Origin of the sequence: Pseudonocardia hierapolitana (assembly GCF_007994075.1) — a bacterium.
Taxonomy (GTDB): Bacteria; Actinomycetota; Actinomycetes; order Mycobacteriales; family Pseudonocardiaceae; genus Pseudonocardia; species Pseudonocardia hierapolitana.
This window is the reverse complement of the sequence record NZ_VIWU01000001.1, coordinates 8841540-8856958: the sequence shown is the minus strand read 5'-3', so window position 1 is coordinate 8856958 and position 15419 is coordinate 8841540. Positions and strand designations below refer to the sequence as shown.

At 74.5% G+C, this 15419-nt stretch carries 10 protein-coding genes and 1 pseudogene; 8 read left to right on the top strand and 3 right to left on the bottom strand.

The genetic code is table 11. From position 1 onward, the window contains the following. A pseudogene (locus FHX44_RS41870) lies at nucleotides 1-245 on the top strand (DUF3040 domain-containing protein); the annotation flags it as partial. Between the two features lie 72 nt (nucleotides 246-317). On the opposite strand, the gene FHX44_RS41865 reads toward FHX44_RS41870, so the two are convergent. The 3 genes from FHX44_RS41865 to FHX44_RS41855 are packed head-to-tail and all read right to left on the bottom strand — an operon-like array spanning nucleotide 318 to nucleotide 4930. Then, nucleotides 318-2711: a transglutaminase TgpA family protein gene (locus tag FHX44_RS41865; protein WP_147260816.1), complete on the bottom strand. Its 2394-nt coding sequence runs from the start codon at nucleotides 2709-2711 to the stop codon at nucleotides 318-320. Further along, nucleotides 2708-3952 carry a DUF58 domain-containing protein gene (locus FHX44_RS41860; protein WP_147260815.1) on the bottom strand — a complete coding sequence of 415 codons (1245 nt, stop codon included), beginning with the start codon at nucleotides 3950-3952 and terminating at the stop codon, nucleotides 2708-2710. Before FHX44_RS41860 ends, FHX44_RS41865 begins: the two co-directional genes overlap by 4 nt. 3 nt (nucleotides 3953-3955) lie before the next feature. After that, the gene (locus FHX44_RS41855) at nucleotides 3956-4930 is read right to left on the bottom strand and encodes an AAA family ATPase (RefSeq protein ID WP_246171063.1); all 975 of its coding nucleotides are present in this window, start codon (nucleotides 4928-4930) and stop codon (nucleotides 3956-3958) included. A gap of 458 nt (nucleotides 4931-5388) precedes the next feature. On the opposite strand from FHX44_RS41855, the gene mraZ reads away from it, so the two are divergent. The 7 genes from mraZ (at nucleotide 5389) to mraY (ending at nucleotide 15365) form a co-directional block, all read left to right on the top strand. Continuing rightward, nucleotides 5389-5820 carry a division/cell wall cluster transcriptional repressor MraZ gene (mraZ, locus tag FHX44_RS41850; RefSeq protein WP_147260813.1) on the top strand — a complete coding sequence of 144 codons (432 nt, stop codon included), beginning with the start codon at nucleotides 5389-5391 and terminating at the stop codon, nucleotides 5818-5820. A gap of 162 nt (nucleotides 5821-5982) precedes the next feature. After that, complete coding sequence (rsmH, locus tag FHX44_RS41845; protein WP_147260812.1) at nucleotides 5983-6963, top strand: 16S rRNA (cytosine(1402)-N(4))-methyltransferase RsmH; 981 nt, start codon at nucleotides 5983-5985, stop codon at nucleotides 6961-6963. Nucleotides 6964-6997: 34 nt separating this feature from the next. Beyond that, nucleotides 6998-7810 carry a cell division protein FtsL gene (gene ftsL / locus FHX44_RS41840; RefSeq protein ID WP_147260811.1) on the top strand — a complete coding sequence of 271 codons (813 nt, stop codon included), beginning with the start codon at nucleotides 6998-7000 and terminating at the stop codon, nucleotides 7808-7810. A 131-nt stretch (nucleotides 7811-7941) separates the two neighbouring features. Beyond that, on the top strand, nucleotides 7942-9666 hold the full coding sequence (locus FHX44_RS41835; RefSeq protein WP_342793504.1) for a peptidoglycan D,D-transpeptidase FtsI family protein: 1725 nt from the start codon (nucleotides 7942-7944) through the stop codon (nucleotides 9664-9666). Between the two features lie 1703 nt (nucleotides 9667-11369). Further along, complete coding sequence (locus FHX44_RS41830; RefSeq protein WP_425469216.1) at nucleotides 11370-12836, top strand: UDP-N-acetylmuramoyl-L-alanyl-D-glutamate--2,6-diaminopimelate ligase; 1467 nt, start codon at nucleotides 11370-11372, stop codon at nucleotides 12834-12836. A gap of 52 nt (nucleotides 12837-12888) precedes the next feature. Continuing rightward, entirely contained in the window at nucleotides 12889-14298 is a 1410-nt protein-coding gene (locus FHX44_RS41825; protein WP_147260809.1) for a UDP-N-acetylmuramoyl-tripeptide--D-alanyl-D-alanine ligase, read from the top strand. Then, a complete protein-coding gene (gene mraY / locus FHX44_RS41820) occupies nucleotides 14295-15365 on the top strand; it encodes a phospho-N-acetylmuramoyl-pentapeptide-transferase (RefSeq protein ID WP_147260808.1) in 1071 nt (356 codons plus the stop codon). Before FHX44_RS41825 ends, mraY begins: the two co-directional genes overlap by 4 nt. The last annotated feature ends 54 nt before the right edge of the window (nucleotides 15366-15419 follow it).

Sequence of the window (15419 nt, the reverse complement as noted above, 5' to 3'; positions counted from 1 at the left end):
TTGCGCTGTTCGTCGTCGGTCTCGTGCTGCTCGTCGTCGGCGTCGCCGTGCAGCAGCTGTGGCTGGGAAGTTTCCCGGTCGTCAGCGTGGTCGGGTTCCTCATGATGCTCGGAGGAGCCGTACTCGCGGTCACGTCCGTGGGAGCCAACGGCCAGGCCGCACCGGCGAAGAACGCCGAGCCGGACAAGAACCGCTTCACCGGCCGGATGGAAGAGCGCTTCCGCCGCCGCTTCGAGCAGGAGTAACCCGCAACAGGCACCTCGCGGACTCCGCACATGCCGCCCCGCGGACGTGCGGAGTCCGTGTCGTGTCCGGCGTCAGCGTGAGGTGACCGCTTCGGAGCGGTTGCTGCCCGCCCGCGCCGCAGACCGGCGGTCCCGCACCCGCTGCACCACGGAGCGGGGGAGCAACCGGCCCCGCAGTGAGAGCCCGCTGCCCGCGGCGATCCCCGCCGCCACGGCCCGCACCGGCTCATCGAGCTCACCCGGCCGGGGGTGCGTGCCGCCGTACCAGCTCGCCTCGACCGCGCCGATGACCTGGCGCAGGGCCTGCTGGGCGTCCGACTCGAGATGGTGCTCGCGCACGAGGCGGCGCGCGGCGGCGCGGACGGTGTCGCTCGGCGGGCACTCGGCACCGCGGTCGGCCGATTCCGCCATCAGCTCCTCCCAGCCCGCGCCCGCGGCCTCCGGCCCGCCGCGGGCCACGGCGGCGAGACGACGCCTGCGATCGCGGACCCGCAGCGTGGCGGGCACCAGGGTGACGGCCACCGCCGCGAGTGCGGCGAGGAACGGCCACACCGGGATGCCAATGCCCGGCGACCCGACGGACGGCGCCGCCTCCGGCTGCGTCGACTCGGGCGTGGTGGGCTCGGCGGCCTCCTCGTCACCGGACTGCGGTTCGGGAGCGGGCACGTCCTCGACCGGGGCGCTCTGCTGGCTCTCCTGCTCGGCCTCGGCCTCCTCCACGTAGGGCGGGTCGATCCGGCGGCCGTCGGTGAGCGGGGTGGGGTCGAAGCCCGTCCAGCCGACGCCGGGGAACCACGCCTCGACCCACGCGTGCGCGTCTGCTGTGGTGATCGTGCGGCGGTCGCCCTGGTCGGTGCCGGCGGTGAACCCGATGGCCACACGGGCAGGCACGCCGACCGTCCGCAGCATCACGGCCATCGCCGAGGCGAACTGCTCGCAGTAGCCGGTCTTGCCGACGGTCAGGAACTCGACCAGCGCGTCGTCACCGGAGCCGGGTGCGGTCTGGAGGCTGTAGGTGAACTGCGTTCCGGGACCTGCGAACCAGTTCTGGATGGCGAACACGCGGTCGAAACCCGGGCCTGCGTTGCCGATGACCTCCTGCGCGATCTGGGCGACGCGCGGATCGACTCCGGTGGTGTCGAGGTACTCGAGGCCGACGCCAGCGATGCCCTGTGCGGCGCGCAGCTGCTGCATCGACGGGGTAGGGAGGATCGCGCGCTGCCGCCAGCCGTCCTCCTGGCGCGGACGACCGGTGTAACCGGTGCCGCTGGCGGCGTCGTACAGCCACTGGGTGTCGGGCAGGTCGGCCACGTCGATGGGCTCGCCGTAGAGCGGGAGCCAGTAGTCGCGGAAGGCGATGTTGGAGATGTCGACGTCGACGAAATCGCCCGGTACGTCCGGCTGCTGCTGCACCGGCCCCGGGAGCGGGATGCCGGGCGCGGGCCGGGTGGCCTCCCACCCCCGGTCCGCGACGTACTGGCGCAGCGTGAGCGCGCGCAGGTACGTGGGGCGCGCGAGGCCACGCACCTCGAACAGCTCGGCGGGAGTGCTCTGTTCGAGCTGTCCGCGCAGCGCCGTGAACGGTGTGAGGCCGATCGAGCCCGCGGCGCCGCCACCACCGCCGCCCGCGAACCGGCCTGCCGTGCCGATGAACGGCGTGATGACGCCGACGCCGAGCGCCACGACGACGGCTCCCGCCACGAGCGCGGTGCCGGCGGTGAGCTGGCTGTGCAGCCCGCCCGCTGCCACCAGCAGCAACCCGAACCCGGCTGCGGCGCCTGCCATCGCCCACCACGGCAGGAGCTGGTCGGCCAGCGCTGCCGGCACCGCGAAGACGGCGAGCAGCGGCACCCCTGCCGCCGCGGGGGCACGCGCGATCACCGCCGCGGCATACACGCCGACGGTGAGCAGCCCGAACGCCGCCGTTGTGAGGAAGAGGATCTCCGGGGTGGCCGCGACCGGCGCCGTGCTGGTGTCGATCTGCTGGCCTGCACCGGCGACGAGCGCGCCGAAGTGGCCGAACGCCGCGGGGCCCGGTAGGAACCCGAGCAGCGCGCCGTCGGCGAAGAAGATCGTGAGGACGACGAGCACGGCCACGCACTGGCCGATCGCGGTGACGACCGGGCCGAAGCGGGCCAGGAGCAGACCCGCGCCGACCACGACCGCGACGGCCACGAGGGCGTAGCCGACCCAGGACCAACCCTGGATGACGGCGGTGACCGGACCGCCGGCGAGCAGCACCGCCGCCCCGGCGGCGAGCGTGGCGACCCACGGCACGCGCCGGGCGGGGGCGGCAGGTGGCGCCGGTGTCGGCGCGGGAGGTGCTGCGGGTTCCGGAGTGGATCTCGCGGGAGCCGCCGCCTCCGGGACGGGCGGGCGTTGGCGGGGCACCTGCGTGGCCGTGGCGCGGGCGCGCGGCGGCGGCCCCGGGTCCCGGGGCGGCGGTGGGGTGGCCGACCGCGTCATCGCTGCCCCGTGAACGCGGGCGCGGCGCCCGCGACCAGCTGGTCCCAGACCTGCGCGGGGGTCGTGTTCGCGGTGGCCACCGCGACGCGCCAGCCCGCGCGCCGCAGTGCGGAGGCGCTCTCGGCCGCGATGCTGCGACCACCTGCCGGATCCCAGGTGGCGGTGTCGCAGAGCACCACGTGGCCCCCGGCGGGGTGACGGGAGCACAGCGCCTCGACCTGGCCGGGGCCGATCGCGCCCAGCACGGCGAGCACCTCGGTGCCCGCGGTGAGCTCCGGCCCGGTGAGGTCGCTGCGGGCGGACGGCCTGAGGCCGGCGAGCGCGTCGAGGAGCTGTTCACGGCCGGACGCCGAACCCTGCGGGGTGAGCTCGACGCCGTCCTCGGTGACGAGGGTGACGGGCTCACCGCGGGCGAACAGGTGCATGCACACGCTGGCCGCCAGGCTGACGGCGAACTCCAGGCTCGAGTCGGCGCCCCGGCCGCGGTGGGCGGCGTCGCGCCGGTCCAGCAGGAGGGTCATCCCGCCGCGCCACGGCCGTTCCTCGAGCCGCACCATCAGCTCGCCGTGCCGGGCGCTGCTGCGCCAATGCACCCGGCGCAGCTCGTCGCCCTGCCGGTAGGCGCGGATCAGTACGTCGGTGGCGCCCTGGCCCTGGTGGTTGAGCGCGGCGCCGGCCGTGCCCTCACCCGCACCCAGCGCGGGCGGCACGCCGCGCAGTGCGACGACGCGGGGGAGTACGACCAGCCGCTGCGGGCCCGCGAGCTCCTGGTCGAACTCGGCGAGGCCGAGCGGGTCGGTGGCGGTGCCGGTGAGCGGGCCGACCCGGTGCACGCCGCGCAGCACCGGCTGCAGCGGATAGGTCAGGGTGGCGGTGCCGCGGCTGGAGAGGCGGTGCACAGTGAACCGCGGCGGGGCGTCGGCCTGCGCGCCCGCGGCGTCGGGCGCCGCGTCGCTCAGCCGCAGCGCCCCGAGCAACGGACCGCCTTCGAGCTGCAACTCGACGTCGACCGGCGAGCCGACCGGCACCCGCGGCGGTTCGAGGACGCGCTCGACCCGGACGGTGCGGCGGGTGCGGGACGCGAGCAGCAGCGCGAGCAGCGGCAGCAGCGCCACGAACACGCCGACGCGCAGCAGGTCGCGCTCGTCCAGGATGACGGCGCACACGGAGGTGGCGCCGCCGCCCGCGAGCAGGCAGCGCCCGCGAGTGGTGAGGCCGGAGAAGCGGCCGCCGGGGCCCACGCCTCACCCGCCCCGCGGGGGCGCCGGTACCGGGTGGCGGCCGAGCAGGCTGCGGACGATGTCGACGGCGGAGCGGCGGGAGGCCAGCGCGTCGGGCGTGAGCAGCAGGCGGTGGGCGATCACCGGCACCGCAACGGCCTGCACGTCGTCGGGCACGACGAAGCCGCGTCCGGCGAGTGCGGCCTGCGCGCGGGCCGCCCGCACGAGCTGCAGGGTGGCCCGGGGGGACGCCCCGAGCCGCACGTCCGGGATGCGGCGGGTGGTGCCGACCAGCTCCACGCAGTACTGGCGCACCTCGGGCCCGACCCGCACCCGGCGGACGGCCTCGACCACCATGCGCACGCGACGTGCGTCGGTGACCGGCCGCAGCATGTCGAGCGGATCGGCCGCGCTGTGCTCGTCGACCATGGCGAGCTCGGCCGCGAGGTCGGGGTAGCCGACGCTGACGCGGGCGGTGAATCGGTCGCGCTGGGCCTCGGGCAGCGGGTAGGTGCCGTCCATCTCCACCGGGTTCTGCGTGGCGACGACCATGAAGGGGCTGGCGAGCGCGTAGGTGGCGCCGTCGACGGTGACCTGGTGCTCGGCCATGCACTCCAGCAGTGCCGACTGCGTCTTGGGTGAGGCGCGGTTGATCTCGTCGGCGATCACGATGTTGGCGAAGACGGGGCCCGGGCGGAACTCGAACTCCGTGGTCTGCCGGTTGAAGACCGATAGTCCGGTGATGTCGCCCGGCAGCAGGTCCGGGGTGAACTGCACGCGGCTGACCGAGCAGTCGATGGAGCGGGCGAGCGCCTTGGCCAGTGATGTCTTGCCGACGCCGGGCACGTCCTCCACGAGCAGGTGGCCCTCGGCGAGCAGCGTGACCAGCGCGATGCGCACCACGTCGGGCTTGCCGACGATGACCCGCTGCACGTTGCCCGCGATGCGGCCGCACAGTTCCGCGACGTCACCGAGCCCGGCACCGGTGTCGCCGTCCAGCCCGGGGCGGCTGCTCGTGGCGGTCACGACTGCTCCTCCGGTGACCTCGCAAGCTCGGCCACGAGACCTCCTCCGTGGTCGTATGCGCGTCCCGTGGGGGCGGGACGCGCGTCCAGTCTGTCAAACAGCTGCTCGTACCTCCCTCGGATGGGGTGCGGCGGAGCGTCCCCACTCTGCCCCACCACGTCCGCCCAGGGGCTCTCCATGCGCCGTACGGGTGGCGCAATGCGGGCAGTAGCAGGGTGGATCCGGTCCCTCGAGCGGCCCGATGCTCACCGTCCGTGTCTGTCAGCCGTCGCGCGAGCGGGTGGTCCCCCACTCCGCCCCACTGCCTCTGACCAGGGATTTTCCGTGCTCTTTCCCAATCGCCGAGCGGTTGTCCGAGTTGACGGTGGGGCGAAGTGGGGTAATGTGGTGATCGCTGGGGCACAACGGGGCCGCAGGTGGAGGTGGGGCCGGTGTTCCTCGGCACCTACACCCCGAAGCTGGACGACAAGGGGCGGCTCACGTTGCCCGCGAAATTCCGCGACGAGCTGCGAGGCGGGCTGATGATCACGAAGGGGCAGGACCACTGCCTGTACGTGTTCACGCGCGACGCCTTCACCGAGCTCGCGCAGAAGGTGGCGTCGGCTCCGCTGACGAGCGAGTCCGCCCGCGTCTTCCAGCGCAACCTCTTCTCCGGCACCGACGAGCAGAACCCCGACGGCCAGGGCCGCATCGCCATCACTCCCGAGCTGCGCCGCTACGCGGGGCTGACGAAGGACTGTGTGGTCATCGGCGCGTTCACCCGCGCCGAGATCTGGGACGCCGAGGCCTGGCAGCGGTACCAGGAACAGCACGAGGACACCTACGCCAAGGCGCAGGAGGAGGTGCTTCCCGGACTGATCTGAGCACGAGGGCGAACGCCGGTGTCACCGGCGGTGCCTCCGCCCGGTAGCCCTGGCGCACCTTCCCCGGTGCCAGGTCTGCCGGGTGGAGGCATCGCCGCAGGATCGCAGGCGGCCGGCGCGGGGGCAACGCGGGGGCGGCGACACGGGGCAGGGAGGTGTGCGGTGGGGCAGCACGACCACGAGGACGGGCCAGCTGGGGCCAGGCACGTCCCCGTGGCCCTGCCCCGGGTCGCCGAACTCCTGCGGCCCGCGCTCGCCGACCGGCCCGCGGTCCTCGTCGACGCCACCCTCGGTCTCGGTGGGCACGCCGCGGCGCTGCTCGCCGATCACCCCCGGCTCACGCTGGTGGGGCTCGATCGCGACCCGGAGGCGCTCGCGATGGCCCGGCGCAGGCTCGCCGCCCACGCCGACCGGATCCACCTCGTGCACGCCGTGTACGACCGCATCGCCGACGTGCTCGGGGAACTGGGGCTTCCCCGGGCCGACGGCGTGCTGTTCGACCTCGGCGTCTCGTCACTGCAGCTCGATGCCGACGAGCGTGGCTTCTCCTACTCCCGCGACGCCGACCTCGACATGCGGATGGACCCCACGACGGGCCCCACCGCGGCCGATGTCCTCAACTCCTACCCGGTGCCGGAACTGGCCAGGGTGCTGCGCGAGTACGGCGAGGAGCGCTTCGCGAGCCGGATCGCCGCCGCCGTCGCGCGGAGGCGGGCGAAGGCGCCGCTGCGGCGCAGCGGCGAGCTCGTCGAGCTGCTCTACGAGGCGGTACCCGCGGCGTCCCGGCGCACGGGGGGCCATCCGGCGAAGCGCACGTTCCAGGCGCTGCGCATCGAGGTCAACGGCGAGCTGGACGCGCTGCGGGCCGCGCTGCCGGCCGCGATCGACGCGCTCGCCGTCGGGGGCCGGATCGTCGTGCTCGCCTACCACTCGCTGGAGGACCGCATGGTGAAGCGGGAGCTCGCGGCACGCGCGTCGTCCCGCTCGCCGGTGGACCTGCCGGTCGAGCTGCCCGGGCACGGGCCCGAACTGCGCCTGCTCACCCGCGGGGCCGAGCAGGCGAGCGCGGACGAGATCAGCGAGAACCCGCGGGCGGCGCCGGTCCGCCTGCGTGCCGCCGAACGCATCCGGGAGGCGGCGTGACGGTCCATCAGGAACAGCCGAAGCGGGTGGTGTCATGAGTGCTCCAGTCACCGAGCGCGGGCGCACCGCCGTCCGTGGTCGCACCGGAGCCGTCCCCGCCCAGCGGGGCTACGCCGGCGGTGCCGTCGGGGGTGCCGTCGCCAGTCCCGCGGCGGTGCCCACCGCCGATCCGGTGGTCGGGCGACGGACGGCCCAGCAGAAGGCGTACGCCCGCCGCGAGGAGCGCGCGGGCGCGCGTGTTGCGCGGACGGCGGCCCCCGTGGGGCGGCCGCAGTTCGTGCTGCTGATCATGGTGCTGCTGGCTGTCGGGCTCGTGGCCACCCTGTGGTTGTCGACGGCAGCGGCCGCCGACTCGTACCGCCTCCAGGACGCCAGCGCCGAGGCGCGCGTGCTCAGCGAGCAGGTCGAGCGGCTCACCCAGGAGGTCGCCGTGCTCGCGTCGGCACCCGAGCTGGCCCGCCGCGCGGGCGAGCTGGGCATGGTGCCGGTGCGCGACCCGGCGCGGCTCGTGGTGGCGGCGAACGGGAGTGTCGACGTCATCGGGCAGCCGCGGGCCGCGGTGCCTCCGCCGCCACCGGCCCCACCCGCGCCACCGGCCCCGAGCGGCCCGGAAGGGGCCGCTCCGGGCAACACGCCGCCGGAGAGCACGCCAACCGGCGAGGCCGCCCAGGACGGCACCGCGCAACTCGCCGCGCCGGACTCGGAGGAGGCCGGGGCGCCTGAGGTGGACGGTGGCGAGTCCGGTCGGGACCCGGCCGGGAACGCGGCGGCGCAGGGCGCGACCGGCGAGGATGCCGCGGCGGGCACCGGGACCCGTGCAGGTGGCGACAGGACGGACGCCGGCTGATGCCGTCGGCCCCGCCCCGGCCCCGGGCCGCCGGAGCGGCGGCCCGTCATGCGCCGTCGCCGAGGTCGGTCGTACCTCGTCGCCCGCCGGACCAGGCGGCGCTGAGCACCCGCAGGCTCCGGATCGGTCGCGTGCTGCTCGTGGCGGTGCTGGCGATCGCGACGCTCAAGCTCGTGGTCGTCCAGACCGTCGAGGCTGGTGAGCTGCGGGCCGCTTCGCAGCGCCAGTCCACCACGAACATCCGGCTGCCGGCCGAGCGCGGCGCGATCCTGGACCGCACCGGCGAACCGATCGCGTTCAGCGTGGACGCCCGCGCCCTCGTCACCAACCCGCGGATGATCGCCCAGACCCGCGGCGCCGACGCCCCCCGCTACGCGGCGGAGATGGCCGCCGCGATCGCGCAGGCCACCGGGCAGGACCAGAACGAGCTCGCGAACCTGCTCACGAGCGACCGCGGCTACGTCGTACTCGCCAAGCTCGTCACCCCCGACGTCGCGCGCACCCTCCGGGAGCGGTTCCCCGAGCTCGCGGAGGAGCGGCGCGAGGACCGCCAGTACCCCGGCGGCACCCTCGCCGCGAACGTCATCGGCGCCGCCACCTGGAACTCCGACGAGCGCAAGCTCACCGGCCGCGTGGGCCTCGAGAGCTCGCAGGACAACCTGCTCGCAGGCTTCGAAGGGCTGCGCGTCGTCGACACCGCCGAGGACTCGAACGCCGTCATCCCGGGCAGCACCCGGTTCGAGCGGGCGGCCGTTCAGGGCTCCGACCTGCAGCTCACCATCGACTCCGACCTGCAGTACACCGTGCAGCAGGCGCTCACGGACTACGTGCAGCGCACGGGGGCGGACGCGACGTCATCGGCCGTGGTGCTCGACGCGCACACCGCCGAGGTACTGGCCATGGCGAACGGCCAGACGTTCGACCCGCGGGACCTCTCCCAGGCGGCGCCGGGCCAGCTGGGCAACACCGCCGTGCAGTACACCTTCGAGCCGGGGTCGGTGAACAAGGTCATCACGATGGCCGCGGCGCTGGAGGACGGCCTCGCCACGCCGAACGACGTGCTGACGGTGCCGGGCAGCATCCGCGTCGCCGACCGCACGATCCGCGACTCGTGGGACCACGGCACGGAGCGGTACACGCTCACCGGCGTGCTGGCCAAGTCGTCGAACGTCGGCACGATCATGACGGCGCAGAAGGTGGGGGAGGCGCGCTTCGCCGACATGCTGGCCCGCTTCGGTCTCGGCCAGCGCACCGGCGTGGGCCTGCCCGGTGAGGAGCCGGGGCAGGTGCCGCCGCGGGAGTCGTGGTCCGGCTCGACGTTCGGGAACCTGCCGATCGGGCAAGGCCTCACGGTCACCACGTTGCAGATGGCCGGGATCCTGCAGACCGTCGCGAACGACGGGGTGCGGGTGCCGCCGCGGATCGTCGCGAGCACGACGGGGCCGGACGGCGTGAAGGTCACCCCGCCTGCGCCAGAGCCCGTGCGGGTCATCTCGCCCCAGACGGCCGCCACCCTGCGGACGATGCTCACCGCGGTCACCCAGGACGCGCGCGGCCAGCGCGGCACCGGCCACCAGGCCGCCGTCCCCGGGTACGTCGTGGCCGGGAAGACCGGCACCGCGCAGCAGGTGGACCCGGCGTGCGGCTGCTACTCCTCGCAGCTGCACTGGATCAACTTCGCGGGGATGCTGCCGGCCGAGAACCCGCGCTACATCATCGCGATCATGCTCGACGCCCCCGACCCGGGTACGAGCGCGGCACCGCTGTTCCACGACATCGCCACCTACCTCGCACAGCGCGAGCGGCTGCCGGTGAGCGACCAGCCGCCGCCGGTGCAGACCTTGCAGGTGCCCTAACAGGAGCGCTCCGGCTCGTTGATCCTGTGCGGCGGGCTTCCCGCCAGCCGGCGTCGTCGTGATCGGCGGGTCGGGTGCGCGGTCGGGCGATCTGACCGCGGTTGCGCGCCGAGCCGCTGATCACGGGCGGGGTGCCTTCCGCGGAACGCCCCCGGTGCCCCTGTGGGGCGCCCGTCTCGTGGGCGCGCCATTCCCGACTCGGGCCGCACCGCCTCAGGCATCCGCCCGGGGCTGCTGTCGTGTCGATCCGGTTCGGCCTCGCTCCCTCGCCTGTGCGGGGTGGCGGGGTTGGGTTCACCACCCGACCTCCCGGGTTGCGCTGGGTGCCGTCCCTGACCTGGCGGCACGCCCGTCGGGGACGAGCCCGTCACTGCCGGGTGCCCACGCGACTGGCTGTGGTCCCGTTCCTCCCGCCGATTTCCAGAAAGATTCGGCTGGATCGGGACGTGAGCTGTACCCGGAGGATGTTGGCCGATGGAGCGGCGCTCGACCTGGGCATCTGTCGCGATGGTCCGCCTCATCGGTTTCTCGTGGCTGCAGTGACGGCCATGGGCGCCTGGACGAGGGGTCGGCCGCTCCGGCAGTGGCGATCAAGGGCAAATGGTCGCTCCCGAAGATCAACTAGCCGCCATCTCGCCTTGATCGCTGAAGGCCCTTCGCTCCGACCAGACAACAGCCTCCCGTGCAGCTGGTGTCCCGTTTCCGCTGATCATGAGGGGTGGCACCGGCCGGGTCCGGGGTGGTCTCCCCGTGACGACCCGGGGGAAGGGTTGGAGGGGAGGGGTCGGGACCACCGCCAGTTGTGTGGGCACCCGGCAGTGACGGACTCGTCGGGAACGGGCGTGCCCCCAGGTCGGGAACGGCCGCCCACGCAACCCGGGAGGTCGGTGGTGAACCCAACCCCGCCACCCCGCACAGGTGAGGGTGTGACGCGGACGGCGGGACCAGGCGAGAGGCCTGGAAGGTGGGCGAGCGCCGGGTGGCCCGGGCCGGGAACGGCGAGCCCACCGGAACCCGGCCCGACCAGACCGACGCGATGGGACCCGATCGAGGGGATGACCGCCCTCACGTCCGGCGGGTGACCGGCCTCACCGGCCCGAGGGCCGTGATCCGAACTGTCGGTTGTCCATGGCTGCTCCCACGACCATGAGCACTCGCTACTGGGGATCATGAGCGCGAAGATCGCGCGTGTCGGTTGGTCATGGCTGTCGCCGCAGCCATGGCCAACCGATACAGCGGATCTTGGGCGCTGCCACTCGAACGGGCCTCGGCGGCAACGCCGAACGTTCCTGATCACGCGATCCGGCCTGTGATGCCAACGTCCCGTCGTCGCGTCCAGCCGGGAGCGGGCGGTGCGGCGTTCCGCGGAACGAACTCGATGGTCATGTCGACGTATGGGGTCGATCCGATCATGGGCGGCGGGCTGGGGCCATACCTGGTTGGGAAACGCTCGTCCAGTGCTCCCAGCCGGGTGACCAACGCGGGCCGAGCGGTCCGCACAAGGCCCCTGGACCTCGGGAGGGTCACGCTCCGTGCGCGGTCGTGCCGACGGCCGCGGGGGGCAGGCCGTCCGGCGCGCGGAGGGGTGACGCGCGGGCGGTGCGCGCAGGGCGCCGTGGGGCGCGCCGGTAGCCTTCCGCGACGTGTCGCCCGCGCACGAAGCTCCCCCCGCTCCGGCCGGCGCACCACCGCGTCCGCGGGTGGTGCGCCCGGTGACGCTCGACGTCCTCGGGGCGGCCATCGGGGTGCCGGCGGGCGGCGCGGCGACCGTCACCGGGGTCACGCTCCGGGCGTCCGACGTGCGCCACGGTGACCTGTTCGCCGCCCTTCCCGGCTCCCGTGCGCACGGGGCCGACTACGCCGCCGTCGCCGTCGCCGGGGGAGCGGTGGCGGTGCTGACCGATCCGGACGGCACCCGGCGGCCCGCGCTCGCCGGCGTCCCGCTGCTCGTGCACCCGCGCCCGCGCGAGGTGCTCGGCGCCGTGGCCGCGCTCGTCCACGGCGACCCGACGGCGCACCTGCGCGTGCTCGGCGTCACCGGCACCAGCGGCAAGACCACCACGGCGCACCTGCTGGAGGCCGGGCTCGCGGCCGCGCGCCGGACGGCCGGGCTGATCGGCACCGTCGGCACGCGGATCGACGGCCGCCGCCTGCCCACCGCGCTCACCACGCCGGAGGCGCCGGACCTGCAGGCGCTGTTCGCGGTGATGGCCGAGGACGGCGTCACCGACGTGGCGATGGAGGTGTCCAGCCACGCGCTCACCATGGGCCGGGTGGCAGGCACCCGCTTCGCGGTCGCGGCCTTCACGAACCTGTCGCAGGACCACCTGGACTTCCACCGCGACATGGAGGACTACTTCGAGGCCAAGGCCACGCTCTTCGACGGGCGGGCCGAGCACGCGGTCGTGTGCGTCGACGACGAATGGGGGCGGCGGCTCGCCGCGAGGACGCCGGGGGCGGTCACCGTGTCCACCACGGGTCCCGCGGCCTGGCGGGCGGTCGACGCGCGCACGGGCCCCGACGGCACGCAGTCGTTCACCGCACTCGCTCCCGACGGCGCGCAGGTGCCGGTGCGGCTGCAGCTGCCCGGCGCGTTCAACGTCGCCAACGCCGCGGTGGCGCTCGCGTGCCTCGACGCGGTGGGCGTGCCCGCCGCGGTGGCGGCCGACGGCTTCGCCGGGGTGGAGGTACCCGGGCGGATGCAACGGATCGAGGAGGGCCAGCAGTTCCTCGCGATCGTCGACTACGCCCACAAGCCGGGCGCCGTGGCCGCGCTGCTCGACGCGCTGCGCCCGCAGGTGACGGGCAGGCTGATCGTCGTGCTCGGCTGCGGCGGCGACCGGGACCGCGGCAAGCGGCCGTTGATGGGTGCCGCTGCCGCGGCGCGCGCGGAGCTGCTGATCGTCACCGACGACAACCCGCGCTCCGAGGACCCGGCCGCGATCCGCGCCGAGATGATGGCCGGCGCGGAGGCCGAGCCGCGGGCGGGTGACCTGATGGAGATCGGCGACCGGAGGGCGGCGATCGCCGCCGCCGTGGCGTACGCGAAGCCGGGGGACGCCGTGGTCGTCGCAGGTAAGGGGCACGAGACGGGCCAGGAGGTCATGGGCGTCAAGCACCCCTTCGACGACGCCGCGGAGCTGGCCGTGGCGCTGCAGGGCACGCGGTGACGGGCCGCATGGACCGGGATGATCGGATACTTCCGATGAGCAGGACGAGAGCATGATCGAGATGCGGCTCGCGGATGTCGCCGCCGCCACCGGTGGACGCCTCCACCGGGCTTCGGGAGACGAGCGGGTGACCGCCGTCGAGTTCGACTCGCGCGCCATCGGGCCGGGTGGCCTGTTCGTCGCCCTGCCGGGCGAGCGGGTCGACGGGCACGCCTACGCGGCGGCGGCGATGGCCGCAGGCGCAGCGGGCGTGCTCGCAGGGCGTGAGGTCGACGCGCCCGCCGTCATCGCCGCGCCGGCGGCGCGGCAGGCAGGCACCTACCTCGACGAGAGCGACCGCGACGGTTCCGGGGCGGCGGTCCTCGGGGCCCTCGCGGCGCTCGCCGGGCACGTGGTCCGCGCGCTGCCGGCCACGACGGTCGTCGGGGTCACCGGCAGCTCCGGGAAGACCTCCACGAAGGACCTGCTCGCGGCGGTGCTCGCCCCGCTCGGGCCCACGGTCGCGCCGCCCGGGTCGTTCAACAACGAGCTCGGCCTGCCCTGGACGGCGCTGCGCGCCGGCACCGGCACCCGCCACCTCGTGCTCGAGTTCTCGGCCCGCGGCGTCGGCCACATCGCGCGGCTCGCTGCGGTGGTCCCGCCCCGGATCGGGGTGGTGCTCAACGTGGGGCGTGCGCACGTCGGCGAGTTCGGCTCGGTGGAGGCGATCGCGCGGGCCAAGGGCGAGCTGGTCGAGGCGCTGCCCGCGGACGGTGCGGCCGTCCTGAACGCCGACGACCCGCTCGTCGCCGCCATGGCGGGACGCGCGGCGGCGCGCCTGGTGACCTTCGGGCGGGCGGATGCCCGGGTCCGCGCGGAGGACGTGCGGCTCGACGGCGGACGGGCCCGCTTCACGCTCGTCACCCCCGCCGGTCCCGCCCCCGTCGCGCTGCGCCTCGTGGGCGAGCACCACGTGGGCAACGCGCTCGCCGCGGCGGCGGTCGCGCTGGAGCTCGGGGGCACGCCCGAGGGCATTGCCGCGGCCCTGAGCGCCGCCGAGCCCGCCTCGAAGTGGCGGATGGAGGTCACCGACCGCGCGGACGGGCTCACGGTCGTCAACGACGCCTACAACTCCAACCCGGAGTCGATGCGCGCCGCGCTGAACGCCCTCGCAGCGCTCGGGGAGGGCACCCGGCGGACGTGGGCCGTGCTCGGCACGATGGCCGAGCAGGGCGACGACACCGCCGCCGCCCACGCCGAGATCGCCGCGCTGGCCCGCCGCCTCGGCATCGACCGGCTCGTCGCCGTCGGCACCGCCGACTACCCGGGCGCCCGCCGGACCACCGACGTGGACGAGGCCGTCGAGCTGCTGCGGACCGAGGCCGGACCCGGGGACGTCGTGCTGGTGAAGGCGTCCCGGGCGGCCGGGCTGGAACGCGTGGCCGAAGGGCTGCTGCGCGCACCGGGACCGGTGCCCCGGTGAGAGGAGTCTTCATCGCCGCGGGCGTCGCGCTCGCGGTCTCGATCCTGCTGACCCCCTACCTCATCCGGTTCTTCGCCCGGCAGGGGTTCGGGCAGGAGATCCGGGCCGAGGGCCCGCAGAGCCACCAGGCCAAGCGGGGCACGCCCACCATGGGCGGGGTCGCGATCCTGCTCGCGATCTGGCTGGGCTACATCGTCTCGCACCTGCTCACCGGCGAGCCGATCACGGCGTCGGCGCTGCTGGTGCTGTTCCTGACCACCGCGCTGGGGATCGTCGGCTTCCTCGACGACTTCATCAAGCTGCGCCGGGCCCGCAACCTGGGCCTGAACAAGACCTCCAAGACCGTGGGCCAGGTGCTCACCGCCACGATCTTCGGCATCCTCGCGCTGCGGTTCGCCAACGCCGACGGGCTCGCCCCGGCCTCGGACAGCCTCTCGTTCGTCCGGGACATCACGGTGCTGTCGTTCGGTGCGATCGGCTTCGTGCTGCTCGCCAACCTCATCATCGCCGGCTGGTCGAACGCGGTGAACTTCACCGACGGGCTCGACGGGCTGGCCGCCGGCACCGGCGCGATCGTGCTGGCCACCTACACGATCATCGGGTTCTGGCAGTTCCGCAACAACTGCGCGATCGCCAGCGCCGCAGGCTGCTACCAGGTGCGGGACCCGCTCGACGTCGCGCTCGTCGCCGCCGCCGCGATGGGCGGCTGCATCGGCTTCCTCTGGTGGAACGCCGCACCCGCCCGGATCTTCATGGGCGACACCGGCTCCCTCGCCATCGGCGGGCTCATCGCCGGCCTGTCGATCGTCACGCGCACGGAGCTCCTGCTCGTGGTGATCGGGGGCGTGTTCGTGGTGGAGGTGCTGTCGGTGGCCGTGCAGATCGCGGTGTTCCGCACCACCCGCCGCCGGGTGTTCCGGATGGCGCCCTTCCACCACCACTTCGAGCTCGCCGGGTGGGCCGAGACCACGGTGATCGTCCGGTTCTGGCTGCTCGCGGCCATGTGCGCGGCCCTGGGGCTCGGCCTCTTCTACCAGGAGTGGCTCACGGCAGCGGGTGGTGGCTGAGCCGGGGGGCGGGAGTGGTTACATCGTCGGCAACCACCAACGGGAGCGTGACCG

Excerpts from the sequence above, each read along its gene's own strand:
- FHX44_RS41865 (WP_147260816.1), bottom strand. The coding sequence starts at position 2,711 with ATGACGCGGTCGGCCACCCCACCGCCGCCCCGGGACCCGGGGCCGCCG.
- FHX44_RS41825 (WP_147260809.1), top strand. The coding sequence starts at position 12,889 with ATGATCGAGATGCGGCTCGCGGATGTCGCCGCCGCCACCGGTGGACGC.
- ftsL (WP_147260811.1), top strand. The coding sequence starts at position 6,998 with ATGAGTGCTCCAGTCACCGAGCGCGGGCGCACCGCCGTCCGTGGTCGC.